Origin of the sequence: Burkholderia sp. RS01 (genome assembly GCF_039748055.1) — a bacterium.
In the GTDB taxonomy this organism is placed as follows: domain Bacteria; phylum Actinomycetota; class Actinomycetes; order Actinomycetales; family Micrococcaceae; genus Arthrobacter.
In genome coordinates this window covers 211,972-238,874 of the sequence record NZ_JBDLAK010000003.1, presented here as the reverse complement: position 1 = coordinate 238,874, position 26,903 = coordinate 211,972, and the positions used below count along the sequence as shown (strand labels likewise).

The window sequence follows — 26,903 nt, the reverse complement described above, 5'->3', positions numbered from 1 at the left end:
CACGCGATGTTCCGGCTGGCCAGTCTTTCCCTCGGGAACCGTGCGCTGATCGCGCTGATCACCATCTTTGCCTCGGTGTTCGGCGTGATCACCATGTCCTCACTCAAGCAGGAGCTCATCCCGTCCGTGGAGTTCCCGCGGATCACCGTCATCACGTCCATGCCGGGCGCCTCCCCCGAGGTGGTGGACAAGCAGGTGAGCCGCCCGCTGGAAACGGCCTTGAACGGCGTCGAGGGCCTGGAATCGACGTCGTCCACCTCGCGCAACGGCGTGTCCCAGATCAGCATGGTGTTCACCTACGGGTCCAACCTGGACCGCGCCCGGAACCAGATCGACCGCGCGATTTCCAACGCCAAGCGGACCCTTCCGGATGACGTCCAGCCGCAGGCCATCGCGGGCAGCATCAGCGACTTTCCGATTGTTTTCCTCGCCGTTTCCTCTGACAAGCCGCTCAGCGAGCTGAACACCGACCTCCAGCGGCTGACGGTGCCCCGGCTGCAAAAGCTCGACGGCGTCCGCGGCGCCGATGTGACCGGCGGCGCCAGCCGGCACATCGCGATCCTGCCGAACCCGGCCAAAATGGCAGCCAGCGGGGCGACGATCCAGTCGATCCGGAACGCCCTGACCAATAACGGCGACCTGGTGCCCGCCGGCACGATTGAGGACAAGGGCCAGAGCCTGTCGCTGCAGGTCGGCAGCCCGGTGGACTCGACGGCCGCCGTCAAGGCCCTGCCCCTCAGCGGAGCGAAGGGCGGCGCAACGATCGGCTCGGTCGCCGACGTCAGCATCAAGGACGATGCCCGGACGTCCATCACGCGGACCAACGGCAAGGAGACCCTGGCCGTGTCCGTCACAAAGAAGCCCGAGGGCGACACCGTGGCCATCTCCCACGCCGTCAAGGGCTCGCTGGCGCAGCTTGAGGCCGAGCTCGGCTCGAACGCAAAGTTCACGCCGGTCTTCGACCAGGCGCCGTTCATCGAGAAATCCATCAAGGATCTCACCACGGAGGGCCTGCTGGGGCTGGGCTTCGCCGTCGCCGTCATCCTCGTCTTCCTGATGTCGGTCCGCTCCACGCTGGTCACCGCCGTCTCCATCCCGCTGTCGCTGCTGATCACCTTCATCGGCCTGTCCGGCACCGGGTATTCGCTGAACATCCTCACGCTGGGCGCGCTCACCATCGCGATCGGCAGGGTGGTGGACGACTCGATCGTGGTGATCGAAAACATCAAGCGGCACCTTAGCTACGGCGAGCCCAAGCTCACCGCCATCCTGACGTCCATCCGCGAAGTGGCCGGCGCCATCACCGCCTCGACGCTCACCACCGTGGCCGTCTTCCTGCCCATTGCCTTCGTGGGCGACCTCGCCGGTGAATTGTTCCGGCCCTTCGCGCTGACCGTCACCATTGCGCTGCTGTCATCGCTGCTCGTGGCCCTGACCATTGTTCCGGTCCTGGCGTACTGGTTCCTCAAGTCACCCACGGATGCGGGCGCCGCCGGGACTGCTCCCGAATCACCCCGCGCCATAGAAGCCAAGGCGCATGAGGCGGAGCAGCGCAGCCTACTCCAGCGCGGGTACCTGCCCGTCCTCACCAAGACCCAGAAGCGCCCCGTGGTGACGTTGGTTGCGGCTGTCCTGGTGCTGGGCGGAACCGCGGCCATGACGCCCCTGCTCGCCACCGACCTGCTCGGCCGGTCCGGCGAAAACAGCATGACCGTCAAGCAGGAACTCCCTGCCGGAACGAGCCTCGAGGACACCAGCGCCGCCGCGGAAAAGCTTGAAACCGTTCTGCTCGGCATCGAGGGCATCCGGGACGTCCAGGTGACGTCGGGCAACGCGCAGGCCGGCTTTACGGCCCTGACCTCCTCCGGGTCCTCCAACTCCTCCTTCACCGTGGTCACCGAGGAGAAGGCCAACCAGGCGAAGCTCCAGGAAACGGTGCGCACCGAACTGGCCAAGGTCAGCGGTTCCGGCAAGATCTCCGTGGGCGCCCAGCAGGGCGGCTTCGGCTCCTCCTCCACGGTGGACATCACACTGAAGGCCGCCACCACGGCGGATCTCGGCAAGGCCAGTGACGCCATGGTCCGGGCCATGACGGGCGTGCCCGGAAGCACCGAGGTCACCACCAACCTCGCGGCGAGCCAGCCCGTGGTGCAGGTCAAGGTGGACCGGGCCAAGGCGGTGGCTGCAGGCCTGAACGAAGAGCAGGTGGCAGGCGTGCTAGCCGCAACCATCAGCCCTGTTCCCGCGGGCACCGTGCGCATCGACGCCGACGACTTTCCGGTCCGCATCGGCGAAGGCACCCGCTTCACCAGCATCGCCGCGGTCCGAGCCATTTCGCTGCCGACAGCCCGCGGCCCCGTGCCCCTGAGCAAGATCGCCGCCGTCGAACAGGTGGACGTCCCCGTCTCGATTACCTCAAGCAACGGCCAGCGGACCGCGCAAGTGTCCGTCACGCCGTCGGGCGCCAACCTGGGCGCCGTCAGCACCGAGGTGCAGAACCGGCTCAAATCCGTGGAGCTTCCGGCCGGCGTCACCGCGCAGATCGGCGGGGCCACTACCCAGCAGGCCGACTCCTTCCGGCAGCTCGGGCTCGCGCTGCTCGCTGCCATCGCCATCGTTTACGTGATCATGGTGGCAGCGTTCAAGTCGCTGATCCAGCCGCTGATCCTCCTCGTCTCGGTGCCGTTCGCGGCCACGGGCGCCGTTGCCCTGCTGCTCATCACCAAGGTGCCGCTGGGGCTGCCGTCCCTGATCGGCATGCTGATGCTCGTGGGCATTGTGGTGACCAACGCGATTGTGCTCATCGACCTGATCAACCAGTACCGCAGGCCGCGCGGCGGCAGGCCCGGCATGAGTGTGGCCGATGCGATCACCCACGGGGCCCGGCAGCGCCTGCGGCCCATCCTCATGACGGCGCTGGCGACAGTGTTTGCCCTGACGCCCATGGCCCTCGGCATGACGGGCGGCGGCGGGTTCATTTCCCAGCCGCTGGCCATCGTGGTGATCGGCGGCCTGGTGTCCTCCACCGCTCTGACCCTGGTGCTGGTCCCGGTGCTGTACCGCCTGGTGGAGGGGCGCAAGGAGAAGAAATCGCTGCTCCGGCAGCTGAAGGAACGTCCCGGCATGACGCCGGCCGATGACGTCGACGACGAGTTCGTGGACTGGACCACCGGCGTGGTCCCCAAGGTCACCGGCAGGCGCGCCGCACCCGGCGCCCCCGAGTAAGGCCCCGCGCCTCCCGCTCTGACCCTCCCGTCCTCCCCGACCTCCCCCATCCCATCCTCCCCCACCTCTTCCTCCCCCACCCGTCCCCTGCTCCCCCACCCAACTGGGTAGCAGCACACGTCGTTTCGCTCATCACGCCCAGTCGCGGTATCCGCGTGCCGGCAGGGGGCAATACGGACGACGACGGCCCTCCACTCCACGGCCTTCCGGCTGTTGCAGTACCCGGGTTTCCTTCCGGGCGCAGACGCCCCGAGCATTCACATTTCCCGGCCCGATTCCGTGGCCATCTCGCGACGGCGCGGCGTCACTGGGCATCGCGGGCAGTTTTTTGCGGATGAAATAGTGGAGCTGAACGGGGTTCTGGTCACCAGCAGGGCCCGCACCTGGTTGGATATTGCCCGGCGGATGAGTATCGATGAACTCACCGTGGTAGCTGACCACCTGATTCGGCTTCCCCGCCTGGAATTCGAAGGGCGGAGCGAAGCCCATGCCACCTGGGAGGAGCTGGCCGACATGCTGGACCGGCACAAAGGTACGCCGGGAATCCGCAAGGCGCGGCTGGCCCGGGAGCAGGCGCGGATCGGAGCCGACTCCGCCCCCGAAACGCGCCTCCGCCTGGCGCTGGACCGCGCGGGCCTGCCGGAGGCGCAACTGAACGTGGCCACAGTGCTGAGTTCCGGCGTCGTTCGTCAACCGGACCTGGCCTACCCGGAATACCGCGTTGCTGTCGAGTACGAAGGCGAAGGCCATTCGGGTCCCGCCCAGATCGTCAGGGATATCGCCAGGGAAGAGGACTTCGCCTTGGCCTGCTGGGTCCTGGTCAGGATCTCCAGGCGGCACATGGAAAACGACGCGAAGGCAGCGGTCCGGAAGGTTCGTGCCGCGCTCCGGGCCAACGGGTGGCACCCAACTGGGTAACAGCTCACGCCGTTTTCAGCCCCTGAAAACGGCGCGAGCTGCTACCCAGTTGGGTCGAGGGAATAACGTGCCGTGCTGAGCGTTACATCAACCGATAGATGCAAATGCATGTAAATCAGTTATAGTTGTAACAGGCACGGACACCCCGGCGAACGGAAGGCACATCATGCAAATCGGCGTATTCAGCGTTAGCGACATCACCACCGACCCAACCACGGGCCGGACCCCCACCGAGCACGAGCGCATTAAGGCGTCGGTGGCGATTGCCAAGAAGGTCGAAGAAATCGGCATGGATGTCTACGCCATCGGCGAGCACCACAACCGGCCCTTCTTCTCCTCCTCACCCACCACCACGCTGGCGTACATCGCCGCCCAGACAGAGCGCATCACGCTTTCCACGGCCACCACGCTGATCACCACGAACGACCCCGTGAAGATCGCCGAGGACTTTGCCATGCTGCAGCACCTCTCTGACGGGCGCGTGGACCTCGTTCTGGGGCGCGGCAACACGGCGCCGGTCTACCCCTGGTTCGGCAAGAACATCCAGGACGGGATCGAGCTGGCGATCGAGAACTACAGCCTGCTGCGCCGGCTCTGGGACGAGGACACGGTCAACTGGTCCGGGAAGTTCCGCACGCCGCTGCAGAACTTCACCTCCACGCCGCGCCCGCTCGACGGCGTTGCCCCCTTCGTCTGGCACGGCTCCATCCGGACGCCGCAGATCGCGGAAGTGGCTGCCTACTACGGCGACGGCTTCTTCGCGAACAACATCTTCTGGCCCAAGGAGCACTACCAGCAGCTGATCGGCATGTACCGCGAGCGCTACGAGCACTACGGGCACGGCAAGGCAGACCAGGCAATCGTTGGCCTGGGCGGCCAGTTCTTCATGCGGAAGAACTCGCAGGACGCCGTCAAGGAGTTCCGCCCGTACTTCGATAACGCCCCCGTCTACGGCCACGGGCCCTCCCTTGAGGACTTCACCTCGCAGACGCCGCTGACGGTCGGCAGCCCGCAGGAGGTCATCGAAAAGACGCTCACGTTCCGCGAGTTCTTCGGCGACTACCAGCGCCAGCTGTTCCTGATCGACCATGCAGGGCTGCCGCTGAAGACCGTCCTGGAGCAGCTGGACCTGTTCGGCGAAGAGGTCCTGCCGGTGCTGCGCAAGGAGTACGCGGCGCTGAAGCCGGCCCACGTGCCGGATCCGCCCACGCACGCCGCGCGCGTGGCGGCAAAGATCGCCGCCGAGAACACCGCCGCGGAGACGGACGCCGGCCAGGTTGCTACCTCCGCCGCTCCTGCCGCCCCCGCAGCACGGGAGTCGTAATGGCCGCCCGGACTGCCCCGGCAGCGTCTCCGGTTCGCCTGGCCGCGGAAACTTGGGAATCGCTGTTCCGGGCGCAGGTTGCGGTGATGCGCCGGCTGCAGTCCGGGCCGGCCTTCAAGGACCTGGCAGTGAACGAATACGACGTCCTGTTCACCCTGTCCAGGTGCCCGTCCGGGCGGCTGCGCCTGAATGAGCTCAACGACAACGTGCTCCTGAGCCAGTCCAGCCTCAGCAGGCTGGTTGACCGGCTGGAGAAGCGCGGCCTGGTGGAGCGGACGCCCGCACCTAACGACGGCCGCGGCGTGCTGCTCATGCTGACGGACGCGGGCGCCGAACTGCAAAAGCAGATCGGCCGCGAGCACGTCAGGGACATCGCCGCACTCGTCGGCCCGGCGCTCACAGCTGCAGAGCAGAGGGAGCTGCTGAGGCTGACGGAGAAGCTCCGCGCTTCCTTGCCCGCGCGGTAGCTAGTGGATCACGGCCAGCTTGCCGGGATCCTCTGCCGGCAGCTCGCCGTTGACCAGCGCAGTGACGCGCATCTCCCGGAGGGACAGGCTCCCACCCACAGTGGACAGGAACGCGGTGTCTGAGGAATCGCGTCCGGCGGTGATCCGCAGCATCGACTCACGGGGTGCCAGCCCCGTCGGGTCGATCACGTACCAGGCCCCGTTGATGTGGGCCTCGGCCACGGCGTGGAAATCCATCGGCGAAAGGCCCGGAGCGTACACCGCGGCCAGCCGCGCGGGAACGTTCTTGGCCCGCAGCAACGAAATGGCCAGGTGCGCGTAGTCCCTGCACACCCCTCGCCGGTTCAGCAGTGTTTCCACTGCTCCGTCAATGCCGCGCGAGGAGCCGCTGACATAGCGGAGTTCGCTGAATACCCAGTTGCGCACCGCGTGGAGCAGTTCTTCACCCTGAAGGCCGCCGAACTCCGCATAGGACGTGGGGAGCAGCCGGTCGGACTCGGCGTAGCGGCTCGGCCGGACGTAGCGGATGAGCTCCATGAGGGAGGCCTGCTCCGGCTCGGCGAAGCCCGCAACCGTGGCCGTGTAGTCGACGGTGACCTCCGTCGGTTCGGCAAACTCCATGTAATGGAACCTGCCCCCGTGGTGGTCGGAAAGCTCCGTCAACGGAACAGCGGTGTCCGCCGCGGTGACCGATAGAGTTTCATCGAGGGAAGCGTAGCCGCGGTTCCTGGCCACGGAAATGGCCAATGCCACCTTCGTATCGGCTACGGTCTTGAAGACCAGGCGGGCAGCGACAGTGCGTTCCATGTAACTCCGGGGTGTGAGGTAGCGTCTGCCAGTCACGGCCACGGACCCGGGGGGTGTGCCGAGGCAGCCGGACTAGTTCTTGATCTTCAGAGACATTAGCATCCGCTGGACATTCGCGAATTCGGACCCTTTGTTGACGTAGCCGGCGGCCTGGTCAAGGGTGTCGAAGGCCTTGGCGGGCGCAACTTTCTCATCCGGCGCCAACGGCTTCAGCGAGCGCACGTCACTGAAGGAGTAGTTCCCTTTGCCCGGGAGTCCGCGGACCACGTTCTGCAGCTGGCAGGCCTTGGAATCGGCCCCGCCCACCAGGTTGGTGATCCCGTAGGAGCCGAAGTAGCGGTAGCCCTGAATCACCCGGAACACCACATGCGGGGCGATGGTCCCCTCGCCCCCGCTGTGGGGCAGCTCAACGGGTACGCTGCTGACCACCACGTAGTTCTTCCGGGCGGCCGTGGCGCACGTGGCCGCAGCGGCCTCCGGAAGGCCGGTCTGCAGCGCGGCCAGGTACGTCCCCTCCGCGTCCTTGACTTCGATCTTCACTGCGCCGGGCAGCGTTCCCTTGTCCGGATCCACCGACTGTGCGATCCAGCCCTGCGGCAGTTCGAAACTGACTGTCTTGGCGGGGTCGGAAAAGACCTTCCACGCCGACGCCGTTGCCCCGGGAGACTCGGACGGACCGGTAGCGGTGGCCGAGGGAGTCGACGTTCCACCCGTTGCCCCGGGCGTCGCGCCGCTGGCGCCCGGCTCGGCAGTCCAGGCCGGCGCGCCCTTGCCGTCGCTGCTGCAGCCGGCCATGAGTCCCGCCGCCAGCAGCACGACGGCGGCAATGCCTACCCGGCGGGAAGGTGTGATCCCTGTCATGCCTCCAGCCTAGCCGCGACGCCGCGCTCCCCGGTTGACCGCTTCCGCGTTTCGCATCCGGACCCGGGGTTTCGGATCCGGAAAGGGGGCTAGGCTGGGGGATATGGCGGATAACGAGCTGGACGCGGCGGAAAAGACCCTGGCGGGCATGTCAGCCGTCGACATCGCGGACTGGCGGCTGCGTACGTTTGCCCTTTACGACACCGTCCGTAAAATCGCCGCCGACAGCCCGGATGAAGCCCATGCGTACTGGCGCCAGGAACGGGACCGCATGTTCGCCACCCATCCGGCGTCGGCCCTGACGGCCGAGGCCAAGGCGAGTTTCTACGGACTCAAGACGGCCGACTACGATCCCATCTACCGATTCCACGTGCCCCTGACCAAGGAAGGCGCGGGGCGGGAAATGACCGTTGAAACGGGCACGGACGGACTGGTCAGGTTCGTGCGGCTGGGAACGTTTGACCTGCCGGAGATGGGACAGCTGGCGGTCTGGAAACTGCAGGGCTACGGGGGCGGTATCTTCGTGCCGTTCCGCGACGCCACCGCCGGACGCCCCGGCGGCAGCTACGGCGCAGGCCGGTACCTGCTGGACACCATTAAAGGCGCTTTCCATGGCGTGCGCGGTTCCGGGCCCGACGCCCAGTTCGTGCTCGACTTCAACTTCGCCTACAACCCGTCGTGCGCGTACAACGAGGCCTGGGCGTGCCCGCTCGCCGGCCCCGCCAACAGGCTCGCCGTCGAAATCCCGGTGGGCGAGCTCTACTGACGTCACGCTTTCCCGGGCATTCCCGGCCGGCGCATACGATGGCTGAATGACCCCAGTTGCCCCGCAGCGGATCGCCCGCGTACGCCCGCTCGCCCCTACTGCCGAGCCCGCCGCCCAGCTCTCCACAGTCCCTGAGCAGTTCTTCGTCGCCAACAGCGCCCCTGATTTCGGCAGCGACGCCGGCCGGCTCTGGACCGTGGTCGATTCGCCGTTCCGGGGTTCGCCAGCCAACGCGAACAGCACGCCGCGCAGCGGATGGGAACCGGGCGACACCGTGAGCGAGGAAGACTTCATGTTCCTGGCGCCCAGCGCGCCGGCCAACGTGCTCGGCATGGCCCACAACACCGGACAGGCTGGCCGCGACCTGCCGGCACAGGCCTTCCACAAGGCCGCCACCAGCGTCATCGGCCCCGGCGAGCCGATCGAACTGACGGCCGACGTCGGAGTGGTGGAGCCGGAAGCGGAACTGGCCGTCGTCGTCGGCCGCGCGGCGAAGCGGCTGACGCTCGACAACGCACGGACCGCCGTGCTGGGTTACACGATTGGCAACGATGTGACGGCCCGGGACCTGCAGAAATCGGACGAGCTGTGGCTCAGCGCCAAGAGCCAGGACACGTTTACGCCGGTAGGCCCGTGGATCGTCACCGGGCTTGACGACGCCGACCTGCCCATTGGCATCGTCCACAACGGCTCCGCACTGGCCACGGCGAGCACCGCGGACCTGGGGTGGAAAGTGGACGAGATCCTGGTTTACCTGAGCTCGTTCATGACCCTTCACCCCGGAGACCTGGTTCTCACCGGCTTCCCGGCGGCCACCGCACCCCTACGGCCGGGCGACACCGTCACGTGCCGCGTGGGTGGAATCGGCCAGCTCACCAACCCGGTCACGGCGGCGCGATAGCCGGATCTGCCGAAGCATGTGAAAGGCTTGGGCCATGGAATCGCCTGCCGCGCCCGTTGCCGAGCCCACGCAGCGGACGCAGCAGGCAGAGGCGGAGCCAGGCGCGGAACCTGCGCCGGCCGCCGCGAGATTCCCCGCCACCCGGCACTACCCCGGGGTGCTTCGCTTCCCTGTGGTCCGCCAGCTCATCCGGTTCACGGGAGTGGGCGTCGTGTGCACGGTCACCTCGCTGGCGCTGTATACGCTGCTGCGGCCATGGCTGGGGCCGCAGCTTGCCAACGCCGCCGCGCTGATCATCACGTCCGTCATGAACACCGCGCTCAACCGGCGGCTCACGTTCAAGATCACGGATCAGCGCAGGGCGGCCCGGGACCACCTCAACGGCCTGGTCCTGATCCTCGTGGCCCTCGTCATCACCGGCGGCAGCCTCGGCGTACTCCATTGGCTCCGGCCCGACGCCACCGTGGCCGACGAACTCCTGACCACCACGCTGTCAGGGTTCCTCGCCACCGCCGTCCGGTTCACGATGCTGCGGCACTGGATCTTCCGGCGCGCCCGGCACCGCTAGCCAGCCCAACTGGGTAGCAGCTCGCGTCGTTTTCAGGGCTCAGAACCGCGCCAGCTGCTCCTTACTTGGGAATCTGGCCCAGGTTCCGCACGCTTCCGACGGCGGCCGTCACCGCAGCGGCGGCGGTCGCCAGGTCCGCCGCGGTCACCGAGGAATCAAAACTGAACCTCACAGCCGTCTGGGCCACCTCGGCCTCGATCCCCAGGGCCAGGAGCACCGGCGACGGCGCGTCCGATCCCGCCGCGCAGGCCGAACCGCTGGAGCAGACCACCCCCTGGCGTTCCAGCTCCAGGAGCACGGACTCGCCGCTGGTGCCCGGGAAGCAGAAAGATGCCACGGACGGCAGCCGGTCGGCCGGATGGCCTGTCAGCACGGCGCCGGGAACGCTGCCCAGCACGGCGCTGATGAATTCGTCCCGCAGCTCCGTGACCCGTTCCGAGAGCGCCGCCTGATCCGCGTGGGCCAGGGTGAGCGCGGTGGCAAGCCCCACGGCCCCGGCCACATTTTCCGTGCCGGAACGCCGGCCGCGCTCCTGCCCGCCGCCGTGCATGAGGGGTTCGGCCTTCGTCCTGCCGCGCACGAACAGGATGCCGCAGCCCTTGGGGGCGCCGAGCTTGTGCCCGGAAATGCTCAGGGCGTCCACGCCCAGCGTCTTCACATCGACCGGGAGCCACCCTGCGGCCTGCACGGCATCGGTATGGAAGGGAACGCCGCGCTCCCGCGCCAGGGCGGCGAGCTCAGCGACCGGCTGGACCGTCCCCACCTCGTTGTTGGCATACATGATGCTGACCAGCGCCGTTTCGGGCCGGAGCACCGCGGCCAGGGCTTCGGCGGTCACCGTTCCGTAGCTGTCCACGGATGCCACGTCCACCGTGAACCCGTGAAAGCGTTCAAGATAGCGTGCGGATTCCTCCACTGCCGGGTGTTCGACGGCGCTTATCACTACGCGGTCCAGCGCAGGGTCCGCGGCCTGCCGTGCCAGCGCAATTCCCTTGACGGCCAGGTTGTCAGCCTCCGTGCCGCCCGACGTGAACGTCACTTCCGCCGGCCGGCATCCCAGTACGGCCGCCACGGACTTGCGGGCTTCCGCGAGCGCCCGGGCGGCGGCATCCCCCAGCGAATGGTGGCTCGACGGGTTGCCGAACTCTCCGGTCAGGAAGGGCCACATGGCCTCGAGCACCTCCCGGCGGACCGGCGTGGTGGCTGCTGCGTCGAGGAAGATCATGGCCCGCTCAGCTGACCGTCAGCTCGACGTCCAGGCCGAGGTCCAGCGCCGTGACGCTATGGGTGAGTGCTCCGACGGAGATGACGTCCACACCGGCGGCCGCAATGTCCGCAACGGTGCCCAGGTTGACGTTGCCGCTGGCTTCCACCACGGCTCGTCCGCCGACCTGCCGGACGCCGGCCCGGAGCTCTTCGAGCGTGAAGTTGTCCAGCATGATGGTGTCCACCCCGGCGGCCAGGACGGGTTCGATCTGGTCCGCACTGTCCACCTCCACCTCGAAGTGCGTGGTGTGCCCCAGCTGGGCCTTCGCCGCCGCCAGAAGTTCGGTCAGCTTGCCCGGATCGCCCCCGGTCATCACGGCAAGGTGGTTGTCCTTGGCCAGCACGGCGTCGGACAGGCTGTACCGGTGGTTGGCTCCGCCGCCGCACCGCACGGCGTACCGTTCCAGGACCCGCAGGCCCGGCGTGGTCTTCCGCGTGTCCGTGATGCGGGCCTTCGTGCCGTCCACGAGGGCCACGAATTCAGCGGTCCGGGTGGCGATGGCACTCATCCGCTGCGCCAGGTTGAGCCCCACGCGTTCGGCCAGCAGCACGCTGCGCGCCCGTCCGCTGACCCGCGCAAGCCGGGTCCCGGCGTCGAACGCCTGGCCGTCGGCGACCAGCAGTTCCACCTCGGTGTCCGGGTCGACCAGCTGCATGGCGTCCTTGAACACGGTGCCGCCGCTGAAGACGCCGGGAACGCGGGCATTGAGCACCGCGGTTGCACGGGCCCCGGCCGGAATGAGCAGCTGCGAGGTGATGTCACCGCTGGGGGCATCCTCCGCGAAGGCCCGTTCCAGGATCTCCCGGACGGGTGCTGCGGGGAGGGTCAGGCTAGTCATGGACGAGGCTCGCTTTCCGGGTCATTCTGTATCGTTTGTCAATGTCTTCGGGGGCCGCAGCGTCTTGCCTGCCGTCGTCGCGGTAGTGCGCCCCGAGCGATGTCCGCCGCTCCCGGGCGGCATGGACCAGCAGCTGGGCTGCCAGCAGCAGGTTGGCGTCCTCGTGCTCGCGCGGGTCCTCGGCGTCCGGCACGGTGTCGGGACGCACGACGGCGGCCCACTCCGCCAGCGCGGCGCCCGCCTCGCGCAGCTGCCCGCCGGTGCGCAGGACCCCGGCGTTCGCCGTCATCAGCCGCCGCAGCGCCCCCCGAGAAAACGGCCCCGGCCGGGCAAAGGAAGCCTCAATTGGCCCCGGAGCGGGCGCAGCCTCGAACTCCCAGGCAGGGAAATCGCCTTCAGTTCCAAATGTCCCGGACGCGTCAGGCGCCCCAACGGAACCGGCGACGGGAGATCCGGAAGCGTCAACTGGCGGGGTCCCGGAAGCGTGCGTCAAGGGGAGGCCGCCAGCGGCCGAGCTAGCACGCGGAGGGGCGCCGTCAGGCGACGCCCCAACGGACCCGCCGTCTTGCGATGCCCCAACGGAGCCTGCCGACGGCCCAGGCTCCGCAAGAAACGCCTCTACAGCCCGCCGTCCGAAGACCAGGCCTTCAAGCAAGGAGTTGCTGGCCAACCTGTTGGCGCCCTGGACCCCGGTGCAGGCAACCTCGCCGGCGGCGAAGAGCCCGGGCACGGTGGTGCGGCCGTGGAGGTCGGTGGACACGCCGCCCATCCAGTAGTGCGCGGCCGGCGCCACGGGAACCAGGTCTCGCGTCCAGTCGATGCCTGCTTCGCGGGTGCGCCGCGTGATGGTCGGGAAGCGCTTCGCCAGGAATCCCCGGCCCTTCGCGGCCTCGATGACGCGGGCGTCAAGGTAGACGTGGCCGTTGGGGTCGCCGAGTGCGGCCAGGTGCAGGGCAACGCTGCGGGAGACGACGTCCCGCGGGGCGAGTTCGGCGTCCGCGTGGTAGTCCCGCATGAACCGGCGGCCTTCCGCGTCCACGAGGATGGCGCCTTCGCCGCGGACCGCTTCGGAGATCAGCAGCGGGTCCTGGTTGGCGTCCGCCTCGGCGGCTTCGGCCGTGCGTACCATGCAGGTGGGGTGGAACTGGAAGAATTCAAGGTCCGCAACCGCCGCTCCGGCGCGCCAGGCCAGGGCGAGTCCGTCGGCAGTGGCGACGGAGGGGTTGGTGGTCTGGGCGAACAGCTGTCCCGCTCCGCCGGTGGCCAGCAGGACGGAGTCGGCCTGGACGGTCTTCAGCTGGCCGTCTTGGAGGAATTCGACGCCCGTCACGCGCCGCCCGGACTGGAGCAGCGCGGTGGCACGCGCGTGGCCCAGCAGCCGGATCCGTCCGGAGGCCTGGGCCGACAGCACGGCGCAGATGAGGGCGTTGGCTATCCCCGCGCCGGTGGCATCGCCGCCGGCGTGCAGGATGCGCGGCGCCGAGTGGGCGGCCTCGAGCCCCAAGGCGGGATCGCCGTCGTCGTCCAGGTCAAAACGCACGCCGAAGCGCCCAAGTCCGGCGATGTCCCGGCGCGCCTCGGTGCACAGCACCCGGACGGCTTCCGGGTTGCAGTGGCCCGCCCCGGCCTGGAGCGTGTCGGCAATGTGCGCGGCCACGGTGTCCCCCGGCGCCGGCTCGTCCAGGACCGCTGAAATGCCGCCCTGGGCGTAGTACGTGTTGCTGTCCGCGAGCGCGCCCTTCGTCAGCAGCACCACGTCCGCGCCGGCGTCCGCGGCGAGCAGCGCCCCGTAAAGGCCTGCTATGCCGCTGCCGACGACGATCAGCCGCTTGCGCCCGGGGCTACCGGTTCCGCTGGTGATGTTCATGCTGGGCTCACTTCGCGTGTCATTGGGGCTTGGCGGCCAGCATGCGCTCCAGAGCGGTCCTGGCGTCCTGCTGCACGGCGTCGTCGACGGTGATGCGGTTGACCACACGGCCCGCCACGAGTTCCTCGAGCACCCATGCCAGGTAGCCCGGGTGGATCCGGTACATGGTGGAGCACGGGCAGATCACCGGGTCCAGGCAGAAGATGGTGTGCTGCGGATACTGGGCCGCGAGGCGGTTCACCATGTTGATCTCGGTGCCGATCGCGAACACCGTGGGCTCCACGGCGGCGGCGATGGCCTTCTGGATGAAGTCCGTGGATCCGGCGGAGTCCGCTGCGTCCACCACTTCCATCGGGCACTCGGGATGAACGATCACCTGGACGCCCGGGAAGTCAGTGCGGGCCTTCTCGATCTGTGCCACCGAGAAGCGCTTGTGCACCGAGCAGAAGCCGTGCCAGAGGATCACCCTGGAGTCCAGCAACGCCTGTTCGTCGTTCCCGCCGAGTTCTTTGCGCGGGTTCCACATCGGCATCTGCTCCAGCGGGACGCCCAGCGCCTTCGCGGTGTTCCGGCCCAGGTGCTGGTCCGGGAAGAACAGGACGCGCTGGCCACGCTCGAAGGCCCATTCCAGCACTGTCTTGGCGTTCGATGACGTGCAGACGATGCCGCCGTGCTTGCCGCAGAAGGCCTTCAGCGCGGCCGAAGAGTTCATGTAGGTGACGGGGATGACCGGAACCCGGCCGTCGGCGTCGGGCTCGGTGCCGAAGATTTCCTCCAGCTGCTCCCAGCAGTCCTCCACGGAGTCCGCGTCCGCCATGTCCGCCATGGAGCATCCGGCGGCGAGGTTGGGCAGGATGACCGCCTGCTCCGGCGTCGAGAGGATGTCGGCGGTTTCGGCCATGAAGTGCACCCCGCAGAACACGATGGCCTCGGCGTCCGGCCTGGTCAGGGCGGCGTTGGCCAGCTGGAAGGAGTCGCCGACGAAATCGGCGTACTGCACCACCTCGTCGCGCTGGTAGAAATGGCCGAGGATCACGGCGCGGTCGCCGAGCGTGGCCTTGGCGGCGCGGATCCGGGCGTCCAGCTCGGCGTCACCGGCCAGCTTGTACTCCTCGGGGAGCTGGCCCTGGCGCGGGGTCGACGGCGGCGCGACGTCGGCGCTGGAGGCTCCGGGACCGTACGCCGGGATGCCGGCCAGCGCCTCCGCGAGGTCATAGTCCCAGGGGCCCTTGGCCAGAGCGGGGCTGCACGTGCTGCCGGCAGCTGCGGCGCGGCCTTTTTCGGCCTGTTCACGCGTGATGAGCTGGATTGCCGTATTGACGCTGCTCATGGGGTACTCCTGTTATCTGGGTCGAGGCCGGGACGGCCGGTAAATCGGTAGAGGCGTGGCGGGCGGTGCTTGCCGCCCTGGAGGTATTCACCGGTTTCTTCGATTTCCGGCGTGGCTTTGACCTGGCGGCGGAAGTTCGCCGGGTCCAGCCGGGTGTCCAGGACGGCTTCGTAGACTTCCCGGACCTGGGCGAGCGTGAAGTACTCCCCCAGCAGGTGGTAGGCGATGGAGCCGTAGGCGAGCTTGTTCCGCAGCCGCCAGAGCGCGTAATCGACGATCGAGTTATGGTCGAAGGCCAGATCGCCCAGCTTGTCTGCGCGGAACCACCTGACGTTTTCCGATTCGTCCGCGAGCGCGGCCTCGGTCGGCTGCACGAGCGCCCAGTACACAATGGACACCACGCGCTGGGTGGGCGACCGGTGCAGACCCCCGAAGGCATAGAGCTGCTCGAGGTAGCTGGGGGCCAGTCCGGTGGTTTCCCTCAGGTTCCGCGAGGCGGCGTCCTGCAGCGACTCCGCGTGTGTCAGCGGTCCGCCCGGCAGCGCCCACATGCCCTTGAACGGCTCGCGGATCCGGCGGACCAGCGGGAGCCACAGCGTGGGACGGCCGGAGGCCTCGCTGGGCCGGAGGGCGAAGATCACCGTGGAAATGGCCAACGACGGCGGAGCGGCCTGCCGCTCGGCAACGTTGGCTGAGGTGGTGTACACGGTTTTCTCACCCGCTTCACTGCGCGTTCGGGGGTCCTGCTGACCATCCGGTTAGTTATAGTCAAAATGACTAAAACTGATTCTACGGCCCGCCGGCCGCGGAACAAAATGTTTCGGCAGTGGACCCCCTTGTGCGGGGCCCTGCCCTGGCGCGGTCCCCTGCCTAAGGGCGGGTCCCGGCGGCCACCGCCTCGAGGAGGGGTAGTGTCCGGCCCTCGAAATGCGTATTGAGGACAATCACCGACGAGGACCGCAGCACCGTCCTGGTGGCGATCATCGCATCGAGGACGCACTGGAGGTCCGGATTGGACCGGGCCGCGATGCGCGCCATCAGGTCCGAACTGCCGGAGACGGTGTGGATCTCGATCAGTTCCGGGATCTCGGCGAGCGCCGCCACCACGGCATCGTGCCCTAGGTCCTGGTTGATGGTCAGCGAGCAGAACGCAACCACCGGAAAGCCGAAATGGGACGGGTCCGGGTGGGGAACCCAGGATCCGATCACGCCGGCTTCCGCCATACGGTCCAGCCGTGCCTGGACGGTGGCCCGGGCGATCTTGAGCACGCGGGAGGCCTCCAGGACGGACGCGCGCGGCGAATCGGTGAAGAATCGGACAATTTTGGCGTCCAGCGCATCCACGTTCATCAGGTTTTCCCGTCCTTGGATCTGCAACAACACAAAGTGCTGGAGTTTGGGCCGATGCTTTGGGCAAACTGCGTCCATGATCGCACGCGCCGGGGCTGTGGTGTTCCCGGCGAGGCGGTAGATTCAAAAGGTCCCAAAAGGACCCCTGTTTTCACCAACCCCAAGAAGGTACGCAGCATGACGATGAAGTCCACGGCGGAGCGTCCGGCAGTAGAACTCGGCCACAGCATGAAACCCCGCCAACTGACCATGATGGGACTGGGCAGCGCCATCGGCGCCGGGCTCTTCCTCGGATCCGGAGCCGGAATCCAGGCCGCCGGCCCGGCCGTCCTGATCTCCTACCTCGTGGCCGGCACACTGATCATCCTGGTGATGTGGGCGCTCGGCGAGATGGCGGCGGCAAACCCCAACAGCGGGGCTTTTTCCGTGTACGCCGAGCGGGCCATGGGCAAGACGGCCGGGGCCACGGTGGGCTGGCTGTGGTGGCTCCAGCTCGTGGTGGTCATCGCCGCGGAGGCCCTCGGCGCCGCAGGCCTGCTGTTCTCGGTCTGGCCGGTCATTCCGGTCTGGGCCCTCGCACTGGTGTTCATGGTGGCGTTCACTGCCATCAACCTGGCCGGCGTGAAGAACTTCGGCGAATTCGAGTTCTGGTTCGCCATCCTCAAGGTCGCCGCGATCGTGATCTTCCTGGCCATCGGCGCCGCGCTGCTCCTGGGTCTCCTGCCCGACGTCGCCTCGCCGGGCTTCAGCAACATCGCCACGGACTTCGCTCCGGCGGGCCTGGGCGGCGTAGCGACGGCCCTGTTCGTCGTGATCTTCGCGTTCGGCGGGACGGAGATCGTCAGCGTAGCCGCCGCCGAAACAGAGGACCCGGAGCACAGCGTGGCCAAGGCCATCCGGACCGTGGTGTGGCGGATCCTGGTGTTCTATATCGGATCCGTGTTCGTCATCGCGGCCGTGCTCCCCGCCACCTCGGAGGCATTGGCGTCGCCGTTCGCGGGCGTCCTTGACGCCGCCCGCATTCCCGGTGCCAGCACGGCGATCACCCTGGTGGCCGTCGTCGCGCTCCTGTCAGCCTTGAACGCCAACCTTTACGGGGCATCCCGCATGGTCTACTCGCTCTCCGAACGCGGCGAGGCGCCGGCCTTCCTGTCGCGGCTCAGCGGCGCAAAGGTGCCGATGGTCGCCGTCGGCGTCTCTGTTGCCTTCGGCTTCATCGCCACAGTCCTTGAGCTGCTGTTTCCGGGCCAGATCCTGCCCGCACTGTTCCAGCTCGTCGGCTCAACCTGCCTGGTGGTGTGGGGTACCGCCCTCGTCTCCCAGCTGATCCTGCGCCGGCGCGCGGACCGCGACGGAACTCCCCTGCCGCTGCGCATGAAAGGCTTCCCTGGCCTGACGGTGTTCGGCCTGGTGCTCCTTGGCCTGATCTTCGCCGTTGGACTGAGCGCCGAGAGCAGCCGGATCCAGCTGGTCAGCACCGTCCTGCTGATCGCCGGCATCGCCGCCGCCTGCTGGCTGGGTGCCCGGTTCACCGCGTCACGAGAGGCCGCACGCGCCGACTCCGCCAAGGACTAGCACCCCGCCCAACTAGGTAGCAGCACACGCTGTTCTCAGCCCTCATAACGGCATCTGCTGCGACTCAGTTGGGCGGGACGGCCGGCTCCGCCACGGACTGGAACCCCGGCCGAACACCGGTCCGGGAAGGGCTTCACAATTTGTGCAGCCCTTCCCGCGTTTGACTGCGCAGTAGTGACAGTCTGATCAGCGTCCGGAGAGCGGATTGCCCGGCGACTCCGGGGTGACTAGGGTCACAGCCATGGACACCCTGCCCCTTCCGGATGACGGCAATGCCGATCCCCCGCCCACTCCTGGCCAGCTGCGTGAGCTGTACACGCTGATGGCCGCGGTCCGCCACCTTGATGTCTCGGCCGTCGCGTGGCAGCGCCAGGGCATCATCCCGGGCTACGCCCCCGAGCTGGGCCAGGAGGCCGCCCAGGTGGGCAGCGGATATGCCGTGGATACCGCCCGCGACTTTGTTTTCCCCACGTACCGCGAGATGGGCGTCGCCCGGGCCATGGGCGTGGACATGGTGGCCTACATGTCCACCCACAAGGCCACCTGGCACGGCGGGCTCTACAACCCCGTCACTTCACGCCTCGCGCCGATCCAGGCCGTGGTGGCCGGTTCGGTGCTGCACGCGGTGGGGTGGGCCCACGGCCAGACGCTCGAACAGAACGACGGCGTTGCCCTCACATACCTGGGCGACGGCGCCTCCTCGCAGGGCGACGTCCACGAGGCGATGAACTTCGGGGCCGTCATGAACGCACCTGTGGTCTTCTTCGTGCAGAACAACGGCTGGGCCATCTCGGTCCCCACGGAGCGCCAGGTTGCCGGCGGCTCTGTTGCCGCCCGTGCCGCCGGCTACGGCATCCCCGGCATCCAGGTGGACGGGAACGACGTCGTCGCCGTGCTGGAGGCTACCCGGCGGGCCATCGCCCACTGCCGCACCGGCAACGGGCCCGTGGTGGTCGAGGCCATGACCTACCGCCGCGGCCCGCACTCCACGTCCGATGACCCCGGCCGCTACCGCTCACTGGATGAGGAGCGGACCGGCGCGGGCGAGGACCCGCTGCGCCGCCTTCGCCAGCGGCTGCTGGATGACGGCATTGCCGACGACGCCTTCTTCGCTGCGGCGCAGGCCGCCGCGGCAGCCGAGGAAGCGGCAATCCGCGAAGGCATCGAAGCGCTCGGCCCCCGGCCAGGCAGCGAAATGTTTGACCTCGTCTTCCAGGAGACCACCCCCGCACTCCAGAACCAGGCCGCCCACTGGCGAGAGGAATCCGAACATGTCTAACGCCACCCTTGAGAGCGAGGCCGCCATGGCCGATGAAGCTCCACATCACGGAGTTGAACAGCTTTCCATGCAGCAGGCGCTCAACCGCGCGCTGGACGAGGTGCTGGCGGAAAACCCCAAGGCAGTGATCTTCGGCGAGGATTGCGGCCGGCTGGGCGGTGTCTTCCGCATCACCGACGGTCTGCAGTCCAAACACGGCGAAAACCGGGTCTTCGACACCCCGCTGGCCGAATCAGGCATCCTGGGCATGTCCGTGGGCCTCGCGATGGCAGGCTTCCACCCCATTCCTGAGGTCCAGTTCGACGGCTTCGCCTACCCGGCCATCAACCAGATCGTCTGCCAGATCGCCCGGATGAACTACCGGAGCCGCGGCACCCTGCCGATGCCGATCACGCTGCGCGTGCCCAGCTTCGGCGGGATCCGGGCGCCCGAACATCATGGCGAAAGCCTCGAGGCCCTGTTCGCGCACGTGCCGGGCCTGAAGGTGGTGTCGCCGTCGAACCCGCACGAGGCCTATCATCTCCTCAAGTACGCCGCCACGCGCCCGGACCCGGTGATCTTCATGGAGCCGAAGTCCCGGTACTGGCAGAAGGGCGACGTCGACTTCACCGCCGCAGATGCCCCCGGTGGAGCGCCCACCGGTGCCAAGGTCATGCGGGAGGGACGCCACCTGACGCTCATTGCCTGGGGTGCCATGGTGTCCCGCTGCCTGCAGGTGGCCGAACTCGCCGCGGAGGACGGCATCGACGTCGAAGTCCTGGACCTGCGCTGGCTTAAGCCGATCGACGCCGATGCGCTGGTGACGTCTGTGCGGAAGACGCGGCGCGCCGTCGTCGTCCATGAAGCGCCGCTGACCTCCGGCCTGGGCGCCGAAGTGGCCCAACTGGTCACGCAGGGCTGCTTCGATACCCTCAAGGCACCTGTGGAGCGGGTGACGGGCTTCGATGTGCCGTATCCGTCCGGGGACCTCGAGGACGAATACATTCCCAACATTGACCGGATTCTTTTCGGCATCCAGCGAGTATTGGAGTACCGGCGTGGCTGAAATATCCTTCCCGCTCCCGGACCTGGGCGAAGGCCTGATCGAGGCGACCGTCCTGGAATGGCTGGTTTCCGCCGGTGACCAGGTGGAGCGCAACCAACCGCTCGTGGAGGTGGAAACCACCAAATCCGCTGTTGAATTGCCCAGTCCGCAGGCAGGTAAAGTGGTCCGTATCTACGGCGGGCCCGGCGACAAGATCAATGTCGGCGAGCCCCTGATTGTGTTTGACGTGCCGGACAACACTGCCGGCATCGTGGGCACCGTCCCGAAGGAAGAGGCACCGAAGCGCCGGGTTCGCCTGAGCGCCGTACTTGATGAGGACTGACATGATGAGCGGCAGGCACACCGGCGAACAGCATTCCCACACCGTGGAGGGCACCGATCCCCAGCTCTACGTCGAGGTGCACGATCCCGACGCCGACGCCGGCCTCCGCCCCATCCTCCTGATCCACGGCTTCTCGTCCTCCAGCAAGCTGAACTGGGAGGACACCGGCTGGCTCTCCGCACTCCTCGCCGCGGGCAGGCGGGTCATCACGGTGGACCTGCCGGGCCACGGCCGCAGCGGCGCGCCGGAAGACATGGACTCCTACTCGCCCAGCCGGATCCGCGCGGACCTGCTCCAGATAGCGTTCGACGCCGGAGTGCGGCCGGTGCGCGCGGGTGACCCTTCCAGCGGCCTGGACCTGGTCGGCTATTCGCTCGGCTCCCGGCTCGCCTGGGAGTTCGGCGCCACGCAGCCGGAGATCGTGCACCGGATTGTCCTCGGCGGACCCAACATGGCCGATCCCCTGGCGGAGTTCGATCTCGTGGCTGCCCAGCGGTACCTCGCCGACGGCACGCCGATCGCCGACGAATCCACGGCCGGGCTCCTGAAGATGGCGCAGGCGCTGCCGAGCAACAACATCTTCGCGCTCCTGTCCCTGGTCGAGGCCATCAAGGGCGAGCCCTATGACCCCGCCGAGGCCGTCCCGCACATGCCCGTGCTGCTGGTGGCCGGCGAAAATGATGAACGCGCAGCGTCGATGCCCCAGCTTGCGGAACTGGCCGCCACGTCCGGTTCCATGGCCGAACAGCTGCTGCTTCCCGGCAGGAACCACACCAGCGCCATCACCAGCCGGGCCTTCAAACAGGCGGCCGTCGCGTTCCTCGGCAGCTGACAGCTGGCCGCCCGGCTGCCGGCAGCCCGGCAGCTGGCTGCCCGCAGACTTGCCCCGGCAGACTGGCCCGCGCGGCGCGGCCCGTCGGCGGTAGGCTGGATTTGACGGGCGGAGACTCCGGAAGAGGAACCCATGGGCATGGTTTTTGAAGACCGGGATGAAGCCGGACGGCGGCTGGCGGCGGCCCTTCCGCAGTTCCGCGAAAGGCCGGACACTGTGTTGCTCGGACTCGCGCGCGGAGGCATTCCGGTCGCGGCCGCGGCATCGGCCGTCCTGCACCTTCCGTTCGGTGCGGTCCTGGTCAGGAAACTCGGCATTCCGGGCCATGGCGAGACGGCCTTCGGCGCCTTAGCGTATTCCGAGGGCAGGGTCGTCCGGCTGCTCAACCGGCCCCTTGTGGCGCGGGTGCTGGAAAACGGTGTCCGGCAGGCCTGGCTGGATGAAGTGGAGGACCGCGAACGGGAGGAACTCCTGCGCCGGGCCGAGAAGTACCCCGGCATCAACCAGGAAGTCCGCGGGAAGACGGCGTTGCTGGTCGACGACGGCCTGGCCACCGGCGCCACCATGCGGGCCGCCGTCGAGGCCGTGCGTTCGGCGGGGGCCGTCAGCGTCGTCGCCGCCGCCCCGGTCGGGTCCATCGAAGCCGAGAAGTCCCTGTCGCGGGTTTGCGACGTCCTCTGCCTCCACCTGCCGGGCAAATTCCGGGCCGTGGGCAGCTTCTACCGCCATTTCGAGCAGTTGTCCGACGACGACGCCATCGGCCTGCTCCGGGGCGCCCAGCCCTGAACGCGGTGCGGGCCCGGACCATCGGCCCGGACCCGCTGTTAACTGGTGGTGGTTATGCCGGCCGCAGTCCGGTCAGTGCCGGCTGACGCCCAGCGGACGGCCCTTGGTTTCCTTGGCCAGCAGCACGCCGACGGCGGAGATCACGCAGAGGATCATGATGTAGATGCCGATGGATCCGGTCCACTTGGTGCTCTGCAGCAGCGACTCAGCGATCGTGGCGGCAAACGCGCCGCCGAGGATCGCGCCGAACGCATAACCGATCGAGATGCCCGAGTACCGGACGTTCGCGGGGAACATCTCGGCGTACATGGCGGACATCGGGCCGTAGGACAGTCCCAGGCCGATCGTCAGGACAAACAGCGCCACACCGTAGAGCACGATGTCCTTCGTGTCGATGAGAGCGAACATCGGAATCATCCAGGCGAAGACGATGCCATAGCCGATCAGGAAGGTCTTGACCCGGCCGATCTTGTCCGACAGCCAGCCACCCACGAGGGTGAAGATCAGCCAGCCGAAGGAGGCCAACGTGGTGGCGAGCAGGATCTGCGGAACCGGCATCTTCAGCGACCTCGTGGCGTAGGAGATGAAGAAGGCGATCAGCAGGTAACCCGCCGCGTTGTTGCCGATGAAGATCATGGTCGAGTAGAGGACCGCCTTCTTGTGCTTCCGGATGAGCTCGCCGAGCGGGGCCTTGCTCTCCGCCTTGCGCGCAGCCATCTCCTTGAACACGGGGCTCTCAGCCACGGCACGGCGGATCAGGTAGCCGACGACAATCAGCACGATGGAGAGCAGGAACGGCACGCGCCAGCCCCAGGCGGCGAAGTCTTCCTTGGACATGCTGGAGTTGAGGAAGAACAGCAGCCCGGTGGCGAGGATCATCCCGACGGGCACACCGATCTGCGGGTAGGCGCCGAACAGGCCGCGCTTGCTCTTGGGTGCGTGCTCCACGGCCATCAGGGCGGCGCCGCCCCATTCGCCGCCGGCGGAGAAGCCCTGGACGATGCGGAGGAGAATCAGCAGGATCGGGGCCCACATGCCGATCTGGGCGTAGGTGGGCAGCATGCCGATCAGGGCCGTCGCGGCACCCATCATGATGAGCGTGAAGACCAGCATGGCCTTACGGCCAAGCCTGTCACCGAGGTGTCCTGCGACAACTGCGCCGAGCGGGCGGAACAGAAAGCTGATGCCGATGAGGGCAAAGGACAGGATCTGCGCCAGGCCCGGGTTGGAATCGTTCAGCGGGGCGAGGAACAGCGGGGACAGGAGCGTCCCTGTCAGCTGGGCGAAGATGAAGAAGTCGTACCACTCGATGGTGGTGCCGACCAGCGTCCCGGCGAGGACTTTCCGTTCCTCGTGCTTGCTGCTGGGGCCCAATTCTGAATCGACGTGGGAAGTTGCGGTCATTGGAACTCCGTGGCTGGGGGCAGGGCTACTGCCGGCGATGGGGGTGATTCCGCACGATTTACTGATCGAACGGTCAGTTAGTATGAAGGATACTATGAAATTGTGATGGAGCGCACTTATTTTTTGGCCCGCGATCGGCCGACCGGCTTAGTCCGCCCGGTTCAATCCGTCCGGTTCAATCGGTTCGGTTCAGGAATTCGCGGAGTCTTGCCCTGACCGGTTCGCGGTCATAGGTGTTGACAAGGGCGCTGGCCATCCGCACCGGGTCCCCGAAGAAGAAGTACTCGTAGAGCGACTGTCGGCCCGAGAACCCCGAGATCGACGCGTCGAAGGCGAGCTTGAACAGGCGCACCCGTTCGGGACCCGTGAGGGTCTTCCCCTGCAGGTACAGGTCGATGTCGGCCCGCGCCTCGCTGTTCACGTCGGCTTCGCCGGGCAGCGCCATGAGCCCCGACGCGGAGAACTTGCGGATGATCTGCGGGAAACGCTGGGCCATCTTGGGATACCAGTTCCGCGCGGCATTCAGTGTTGTCCACTTGGGCAGCATGACGCCCGCCTCATTGAGCCCGGCGTCCGCCTCGGAGGCTCGCACCAGGGCCTTGCCGATCTCGACGTCGATGATCAGCTCGGCGATATCCTCCTGGATGTGCTGGAAACCGTCGATGCCGATCGAGTCGGCGAGCTCCGACGCAAGGCCGAGGAAGAATTCGCTCTTCGCAATGGTCCGGGTGACCACCTGGTGGGTCATGAGGGCACCTGCGCCGGTTTCGGCGTAGAAGGAGTTGCAGAGCTGCGGGTTGCCCAGCATGAAGATGCGGTCGTTCGGGACGAGGACGTCATCGAAGACGGCCACCGCGTCCATTTCCTCGTAGCGGGAGGCCAGCGGCTCGTCGTGCGTGCTGCCCCCGTTGTAGAGCGAGGTGCGGCACAGGTACCGCAGTCCCGGCGCGTCGTTGGGAATGGCAAAGGCGAAGGAATAGGGCGCATCCTCCGGGGTGCCGCGCAGCACGGTGGACGGAAAGACGAGCAGTTCGTCTGCAATCGGCGCGATCGTGGCCAGCATGCGGGCGCCGCGGATGACAATGCCGTCCTCGCGCTCCTCCACGATGCGGGCGGTAAGTTGGCCGCCCAGCTGCTCCGAGCCGGAGACGGAGCGGTTGACCTGCGGCGGGATCAGCGTGTGGGTCGCCAGGGAGTCGTTTTCGCGGGCCCACTCGTAGTAGTTGCGGATGTTTTCCGCGAACTTGGGGTCCGCCTGGGAAAACCACTTCTCGGCCGTCCCCAGAGCCGTGAGGGCGGAGTTCATGTAGTCCCCCGTGCGCCCCAGGAATCCGTTGGTCGCCTCCGCCCAGGTCGAGATCGCCCGGCGCCGGCGCTGCAGGTCCTCGACGGTCCGCGGCACCAGGAAGGACGCGTTCACCAGCTCGCCGGTGGTGGGCGAGGTGTAGGTCAGCGCCTCCTGGTACTGCTTGTCGTGCTGCATGTCGAACAGCTTCGCGTAGGACCGCGCCACGTTGCGGAAGGCCGGGTGTTCGGCGACTTTCTCGCTGACCACCTCGCCGTCGATCACGATGTGTGGCGTCATGGCGTTGAGTTTGTCCAGGTACTGCTGCCCGGTTCGGATGCCCATTGCTATCTCCAGTCGTCGTTGAACTGCAGGTGGATTGATGGTTGTTGAAGTGCGCCTAGAGGAGGTCCTCCATGCCCAGCTGGCTTTCCGGGATGGTGGTGAAGGCGCTGTTCGCGAACGCCAGGGCGTCGCCGTTGCGGTAGTTGAAGTCCACTACTTCGCCGAGATAAAGCGTGTGATCTCCGCCGTCGTAAGCCGCCCAGGGCTTGCACTCAAAGAAGGCCAGGACATTGGACAGACGGGGCGCCGTCGCACTCTCCACCCACAGGGGCTCGGGCCCCGGGCGTCCGGCGAAATGCATGGCCAGCTGCCGCTGCTCGGCGCCCAGGATGTTGACGGTGAAGGGGCGGCCCGCGAGCTCATCGTGCGCCTTGGCGGCGCGGGCGATGCTGACCAGGACGAGCGGCGGCTCCATGGAGACCGACGTGAAGGAGTTCACGGTGATGCCGTGGCGCTTGGTGGCGCCGTCGAACGTGACGATCGCGACGCCGGTTGCGAACCTGCCCAGGCTGCCGCGGAAGTGATGTGCCCGCGGAACGGACGTCCGGCCGGGGACGTCCGGGGCCGCTTCTGGCTTGGCGATCATCGTCGGATCCTTCGGTCGCCGAGGCTGGCCGGTGCGGGGCGGTTTCCTCTGGCGTGCTCTTGCGGGCTGCTCTATAGTTGAGCTGTTCTATAGTTGAACGCAAAATTCCTATATGGAACGCTAGCTCAAGGTGACGCGCAACACAAGACCCTCCGGCAACGCCTCCCGCTCCCCCGCCTAGGATGGACAGCATGAATCCAATCGCCAGTGCCGGTGCACCGGCTGCGCCCGCCCAGGCTTCCCCGTCCCAGACTCTCTCTAGGGGCATCCGGGCCCTGGAAATCCTGGCCGAGGCTGACCGCCCGCTGACCATCGCCGAACTCGCCGACGCCATGGGCGTCCACCGCTCGGTCGCCTACCGGATTCTCCGCACGCTGGAGGACCATTCGCTCCTGGTGCGCGACGATGCGGGCAGGGTGCAGCCCGGCCCGGGCCTTGCGGTGCTGGCCCGGGGTGTTTCGCGAAACCTGCAGACGGCCGCCCTGCCGGAACTGACTCAGCTGGCCAACACCCTGAACATGACTGCCTTCGTCGCGGTCTGGGACCACCAGGACTGCGTCACGCTGGTCACGGTGGAGCCCCGGCATTCGGCCGCCACGGTGGTGCAGCATCCCGGATCGCGGCATCCCATCAGCACCGGAGCCCCCGGCATCGCCATCCAGTCGGCTGTATCGGAACACGACTGGAACCAGCTGGCGCCCGGCGTGCCGTACCGTGCCGAGGCTGCAGAGGCGCGCAGGCGCGGCTACGCGGCAAGCCACGACGAAGTCATCGCAGGGGTTTCCTCGCTGGCCGCCCCGATCAGGGTGCCTGGCGGACGGCCCGCTGCGGTCGCCGTCGTCTATATCCGTTCAACGCAGGACCCGGCCGAACTCGCCGCCGCGCTGACCGCCGGCGCGGCGCGGATCGAAGGCCAGCTCGCCTGACCCTGTCCCGCCCAACTAAGTAGCAGCTG

Annotated in this window: 25 protein-coding genes; 14 read left to right on the top strand and 11 right to left on the bottom strand. The window is 67.5% G+C overall.

Annotated features, from left to right (window positions below; all coding sequences use genetic code 11):
- Positions 1 to 6: 6 nt before the first annotated feature.
- From ABFP37_RS04895 to ABFP37_RS04880, 4 genes are all read left to right on the top strand, one after another.
- Positions 7 to 3,225 carry an efflux RND transporter permease subunit gene (locus ABFP37_RS04895; RefSeq protein ID WP_347032886.1) on the top strand — a complete coding sequence of 1,073 codons (3,219 nt, stop codon included), beginning with the start codon at positions 7 to 9 and terminating at the stop codon, positions 3,223 to 3,225.
- A gap of 405 nt (positions 3,226 to 3,630) precedes the next feature.
- Positions 3,631 to 4,143 (top strand): hypothetical protein, encoded by a 513-nt coding sequence (locus tag ABFP37_RS04890; protein WP_347032885.1) that lies wholly within the window; start codon positions 3,631 to 3,633, stop codon positions 4,141 to 4,143.
- A gap of 166 nt (positions 4,144 to 4,309) precedes the next feature.
- Positions 4,310 to 5,467, top strand: a complete 1,158-nt coding sequence (locus ABFP37_RS04885; RefSeq protein ID WP_347032884.1) for an LLM class flavin-dependent oxidoreductase — start codon at positions 4,310 to 4,312, stop codon at positions 5,465 to 5,467.
- A complete protein-coding gene (locus ABFP37_RS04880) occupies positions 5,467 to 5,934 on the top strand; it encodes a MarR family transcriptional regulator (protein WP_347032883.1) in 468 nt (155 codons plus the stop codon). Before ABFP37_RS04885 ends, ABFP37_RS04880 begins: the two co-directional genes overlap by 1 nt.
- Here ABFP37_RS04880 and ABFP37_RS04875 read toward each other — a convergent pair whose 3' ends face one another.
- Together ABFP37_RS04875 and ABFP37_RS04870 are read right to left on the bottom strand one after the other, a co-directional pair.
- Positions 5,935 to 6,741 (bottom strand): transglutaminase family protein, encoded by an 807-nt coding sequence (locus ABFP37_RS04875; RefSeq protein WP_347032882.1) that lies wholly within the window; start codon positions 6,739 to 6,741, stop codon positions 5,935 to 5,937.
- Between the two features lie 72 nt (positions 6,742 to 6,813).
- Positions 6,814 to 7,602: a hypothetical protein gene (locus ABFP37_RS04870; protein ID WP_078026656.1), complete on the bottom strand. Its 789-nt coding sequence runs from the start codon at positions 7,600 to 7,602 to the stop codon at positions 6,814 to 6,816.
- Between the two features lie 103 nt (positions 7,603 to 7,705).
- On the opposite strand from ABFP37_RS04870, the gene ABFP37_RS04865 reads away from it, so the two are divergent.
- The 3 genes from ABFP37_RS04865 to ABFP37_RS04855 are packed head-to-tail and all read left to right on the top strand — an operon-like array spanning position 7,706 to position 9,837.
- Entirely contained in the window at positions 7,706 to 8,368 is a 663-nt protein-coding gene (locus ABFP37_RS04865) for a DUF1684 domain-containing protein (protein ID WP_078026657.1), read from the top strand.
- Positions 8,369 to 8,414: 46 nt separating this feature from the next.
- Positions 8,415 to 9,269, top strand: coding sequence for a fumarylacetoacetate hydrolase family protein (locus tag ABFP37_RS04860; protein ID WP_347032881.1), 855 nt, complete (start codon positions 8,415 to 8,417; stop codon positions 9,267 to 9,269).
- Between the two features lie 34 nt (positions 9,270 to 9,303).
- Complete coding sequence (locus ABFP37_RS04855; RefSeq protein ID WP_347032880.1) at positions 9,304 to 9,837, top strand: GtrA family protein; 534 nt, start codon at positions 9,304 to 9,306, stop codon at positions 9,835 to 9,837.
- 61 nt (positions 9,838 to 9,898) lie between these two features.
- Here the strand turns inward: ABFP37_RS04855 and ABFP37_RS04850 are convergent, their stop codons facing one another.
- The 6 genes from ABFP37_RS04850 to ABFP37_RS04825 all read right to left on the bottom strand — a co-directional run bounded on the left by ABFP37_RS04850 (position 9,899) and on the right by ABFP37_RS04825 (position 16,522).
- Positions 9,899 to 11,062, bottom strand: coding sequence for a cysteine desulfurase family protein (locus ABFP37_RS04850; RefSeq protein WP_347032879.1), 1,164 nt, complete (start codon positions 11,060 to 11,062; stop codon positions 9,899 to 9,901).
- Between the two features lie 7 nt (positions 11,063 to 11,069).
- Positions 11,070 to 11,942, bottom strand: a complete 873-nt coding sequence (nadC, locus tag ABFP37_RS04845) for a carboxylating nicotinate-nucleotide diphosphorylase (protein ID WP_078026661.1) — start codon at positions 11,940 to 11,942, stop codon at positions 11,070 to 11,072.
- Positions 11,935 to 13,809 carry an L-aspartate oxidase gene (gene nadB / locus ABFP37_RS04840; RefSeq protein WP_347032878.1) on the bottom strand — a complete coding sequence of 625 codons (1,875 nt, stop codon included), beginning with the start codon at positions 13,807 to 13,809 and terminating at the stop codon, positions 11,935 to 11,937. Before nadB ends, nadC begins: the two co-directional genes overlap by 8 nt.
- 19 nt (positions 13,810 to 13,828) lie before the next feature.
- Positions 13,829 to 15,139 carry a quinolinate synthase NadA gene (gene nadA / locus ABFP37_RS04835; RefSeq protein ID WP_078026663.1) on the bottom strand — a complete coding sequence of 437 codons (1,311 nt, stop codon included), beginning with the start codon at positions 15,137 to 15,139 and terminating at the stop codon, positions 13,829 to 13,831.
- Positions 15,136 to 15,846: an NUDIX domain-containing protein gene (locus ABFP37_RS04830; RefSeq protein WP_078026664.1), complete on the bottom strand. Its 711-nt coding sequence runs from the start codon at positions 15,844 to 15,846 to the stop codon at positions 15,136 to 15,138. The genes nadA and ABFP37_RS04830 overlap by 4 nt, the downstream gene beginning before the upstream one ends.
- A gap of 163 nt (positions 15,847 to 16,009) precedes the next feature.
- Positions 16,010 to 16,522, bottom strand: a complete 513-nt coding sequence (locus ABFP37_RS04825) for an Lrp/AsnC family transcriptional regulator (RefSeq protein WP_347032877.1) — start codon at positions 16,520 to 16,522, stop codon at positions 16,010 to 16,012.
- Positions 16,523 to 16,666: 144 nt separating this feature from the next.
- Here ABFP37_RS04825 and ABFP37_RS04820 point away from each other — a divergent pair, with 144 nt between their 5' ends.
- The 6 genes from ABFP37_RS04820 to ABFP37_RS04795 all read left to right on the top strand — a co-directional run bounded on the left by ABFP37_RS04820 (position 16,667) and on the right by ABFP37_RS04795 (position 22,328).
- Positions 16,667 to 18,064 (top strand): amino acid permease, encoded by a 1,398-nt coding sequence (locus tag ABFP37_RS04820; RefSeq protein WP_347032876.1) that lies wholly within the window; start codon positions 16,667 to 16,669, stop codon positions 18,062 to 18,064.
- A gap of 241 nt (positions 18,065 to 18,305) precedes the next feature.
- Positions 18,306 to 19,343 (top strand): thiamine pyrophosphate-dependent enzyme, encoded by a 1,038-nt coding sequence (locus tag ABFP37_RS04815; protein WP_347032875.1) that lies wholly within the window; start codon positions 18,306 to 18,308, stop codon positions 19,341 to 19,343.
- Entirely contained in the window at positions 19,336 to 20,388 is a 1,053-nt protein-coding gene (locus tag ABFP37_RS04810) for an alpha-ketoacid dehydrogenase subunit beta (protein ID WP_078026668.1), read from the top strand. Before ABFP37_RS04815 ends, ABFP37_RS04810 begins: the two co-directional genes overlap by 8 nt.
- A complete protein-coding gene (locus tag ABFP37_RS04805) occupies positions 20,381 to 20,710 on the top strand; it encodes a biotin/lipoyl-containing protein (protein ID WP_347032874.1) in 330 nt (109 codons plus the stop codon). Before ABFP37_RS04810 ends, ABFP37_RS04805 begins: the two co-directional genes overlap by 8 nt.
- Positions 20,711 to 20,714: 4 nt before the next feature.
- On the top strand, positions 20,715 to 21,542 hold the full coding sequence (locus tag ABFP37_RS04800; RefSeq protein WP_347032873.1) for an alpha/beta fold hydrolase: 828 nt from the start codon (positions 20,715 to 20,717) through the stop codon (positions 21,540 to 21,542).
- Positions 21,543 to 21,680: 138 nt separating this feature from the next.
- Positions 21,681 to 22,328: a phosphoribosyltransferase family protein gene (locus tag ABFP37_RS04795; protein ID WP_347032872.1), complete on the top strand. Its 648-nt coding sequence runs from the start codon at positions 21,681 to 21,683 to the stop codon at positions 22,326 to 22,328.
- Between the two features lie 72 nt (positions 22,329 to 22,400).
- Here ABFP37_RS04795 and ABFP37_RS04790 read toward each other — a convergent pair whose 3' ends face one another.
- The 3 genes from ABFP37_RS04790 to ABFP37_RS04780 all read right to left on the bottom strand — a co-directional run bounded on the left by ABFP37_RS04790 (position 22,401) and on the right by ABFP37_RS04780 (position 25,948).
- A complete protein-coding gene (locus tag ABFP37_RS04790) occupies positions 22,401 to 23,732 on the bottom strand; it encodes an MFS transporter (RefSeq protein ID WP_078026671.1) in 1,332 nt (443 codons plus the stop codon).
- A 175-nt stretch (positions 23,733 to 23,907) separates the two neighbouring features.
- Entirely contained in the window at positions 23,908 to 25,362 is a 1,455-nt protein-coding gene (hpaB, locus tag ABFP37_RS04785) for a 4-hydroxyphenylacetate 3-monooxygenase, oxygenase component (RefSeq protein WP_347032871.1), read from the bottom strand.
- A gap of 55 nt (positions 25,363 to 25,417) precedes the next feature.
- Positions 25,418 to 25,948 (bottom strand): flavin reductase family protein, encoded by a 531-nt coding sequence (locus ABFP37_RS04780; protein ID WP_078026672.1) that lies wholly within the window; start codon positions 25,946 to 25,948, stop codon positions 25,418 to 25,420.
- A gap of 191 nt (positions 25,949 to 26,139) precedes the next feature.
- Between ABFP37_RS04780 and ABFP37_RS04775 the strand changes: the two genes are divergently transcribed.
- Positions 26,140 to 26,874, top strand: a complete 735-nt coding sequence (locus ABFP37_RS04775) for a helix-turn-helix domain-containing protein (RefSeq protein ID WP_139362675.1) — start codon at positions 26,140 to 26,142, stop codon at positions 26,872 to 26,874.
- Positions 26,875 to 26,903: the final 29 nt, after the last annotated feature.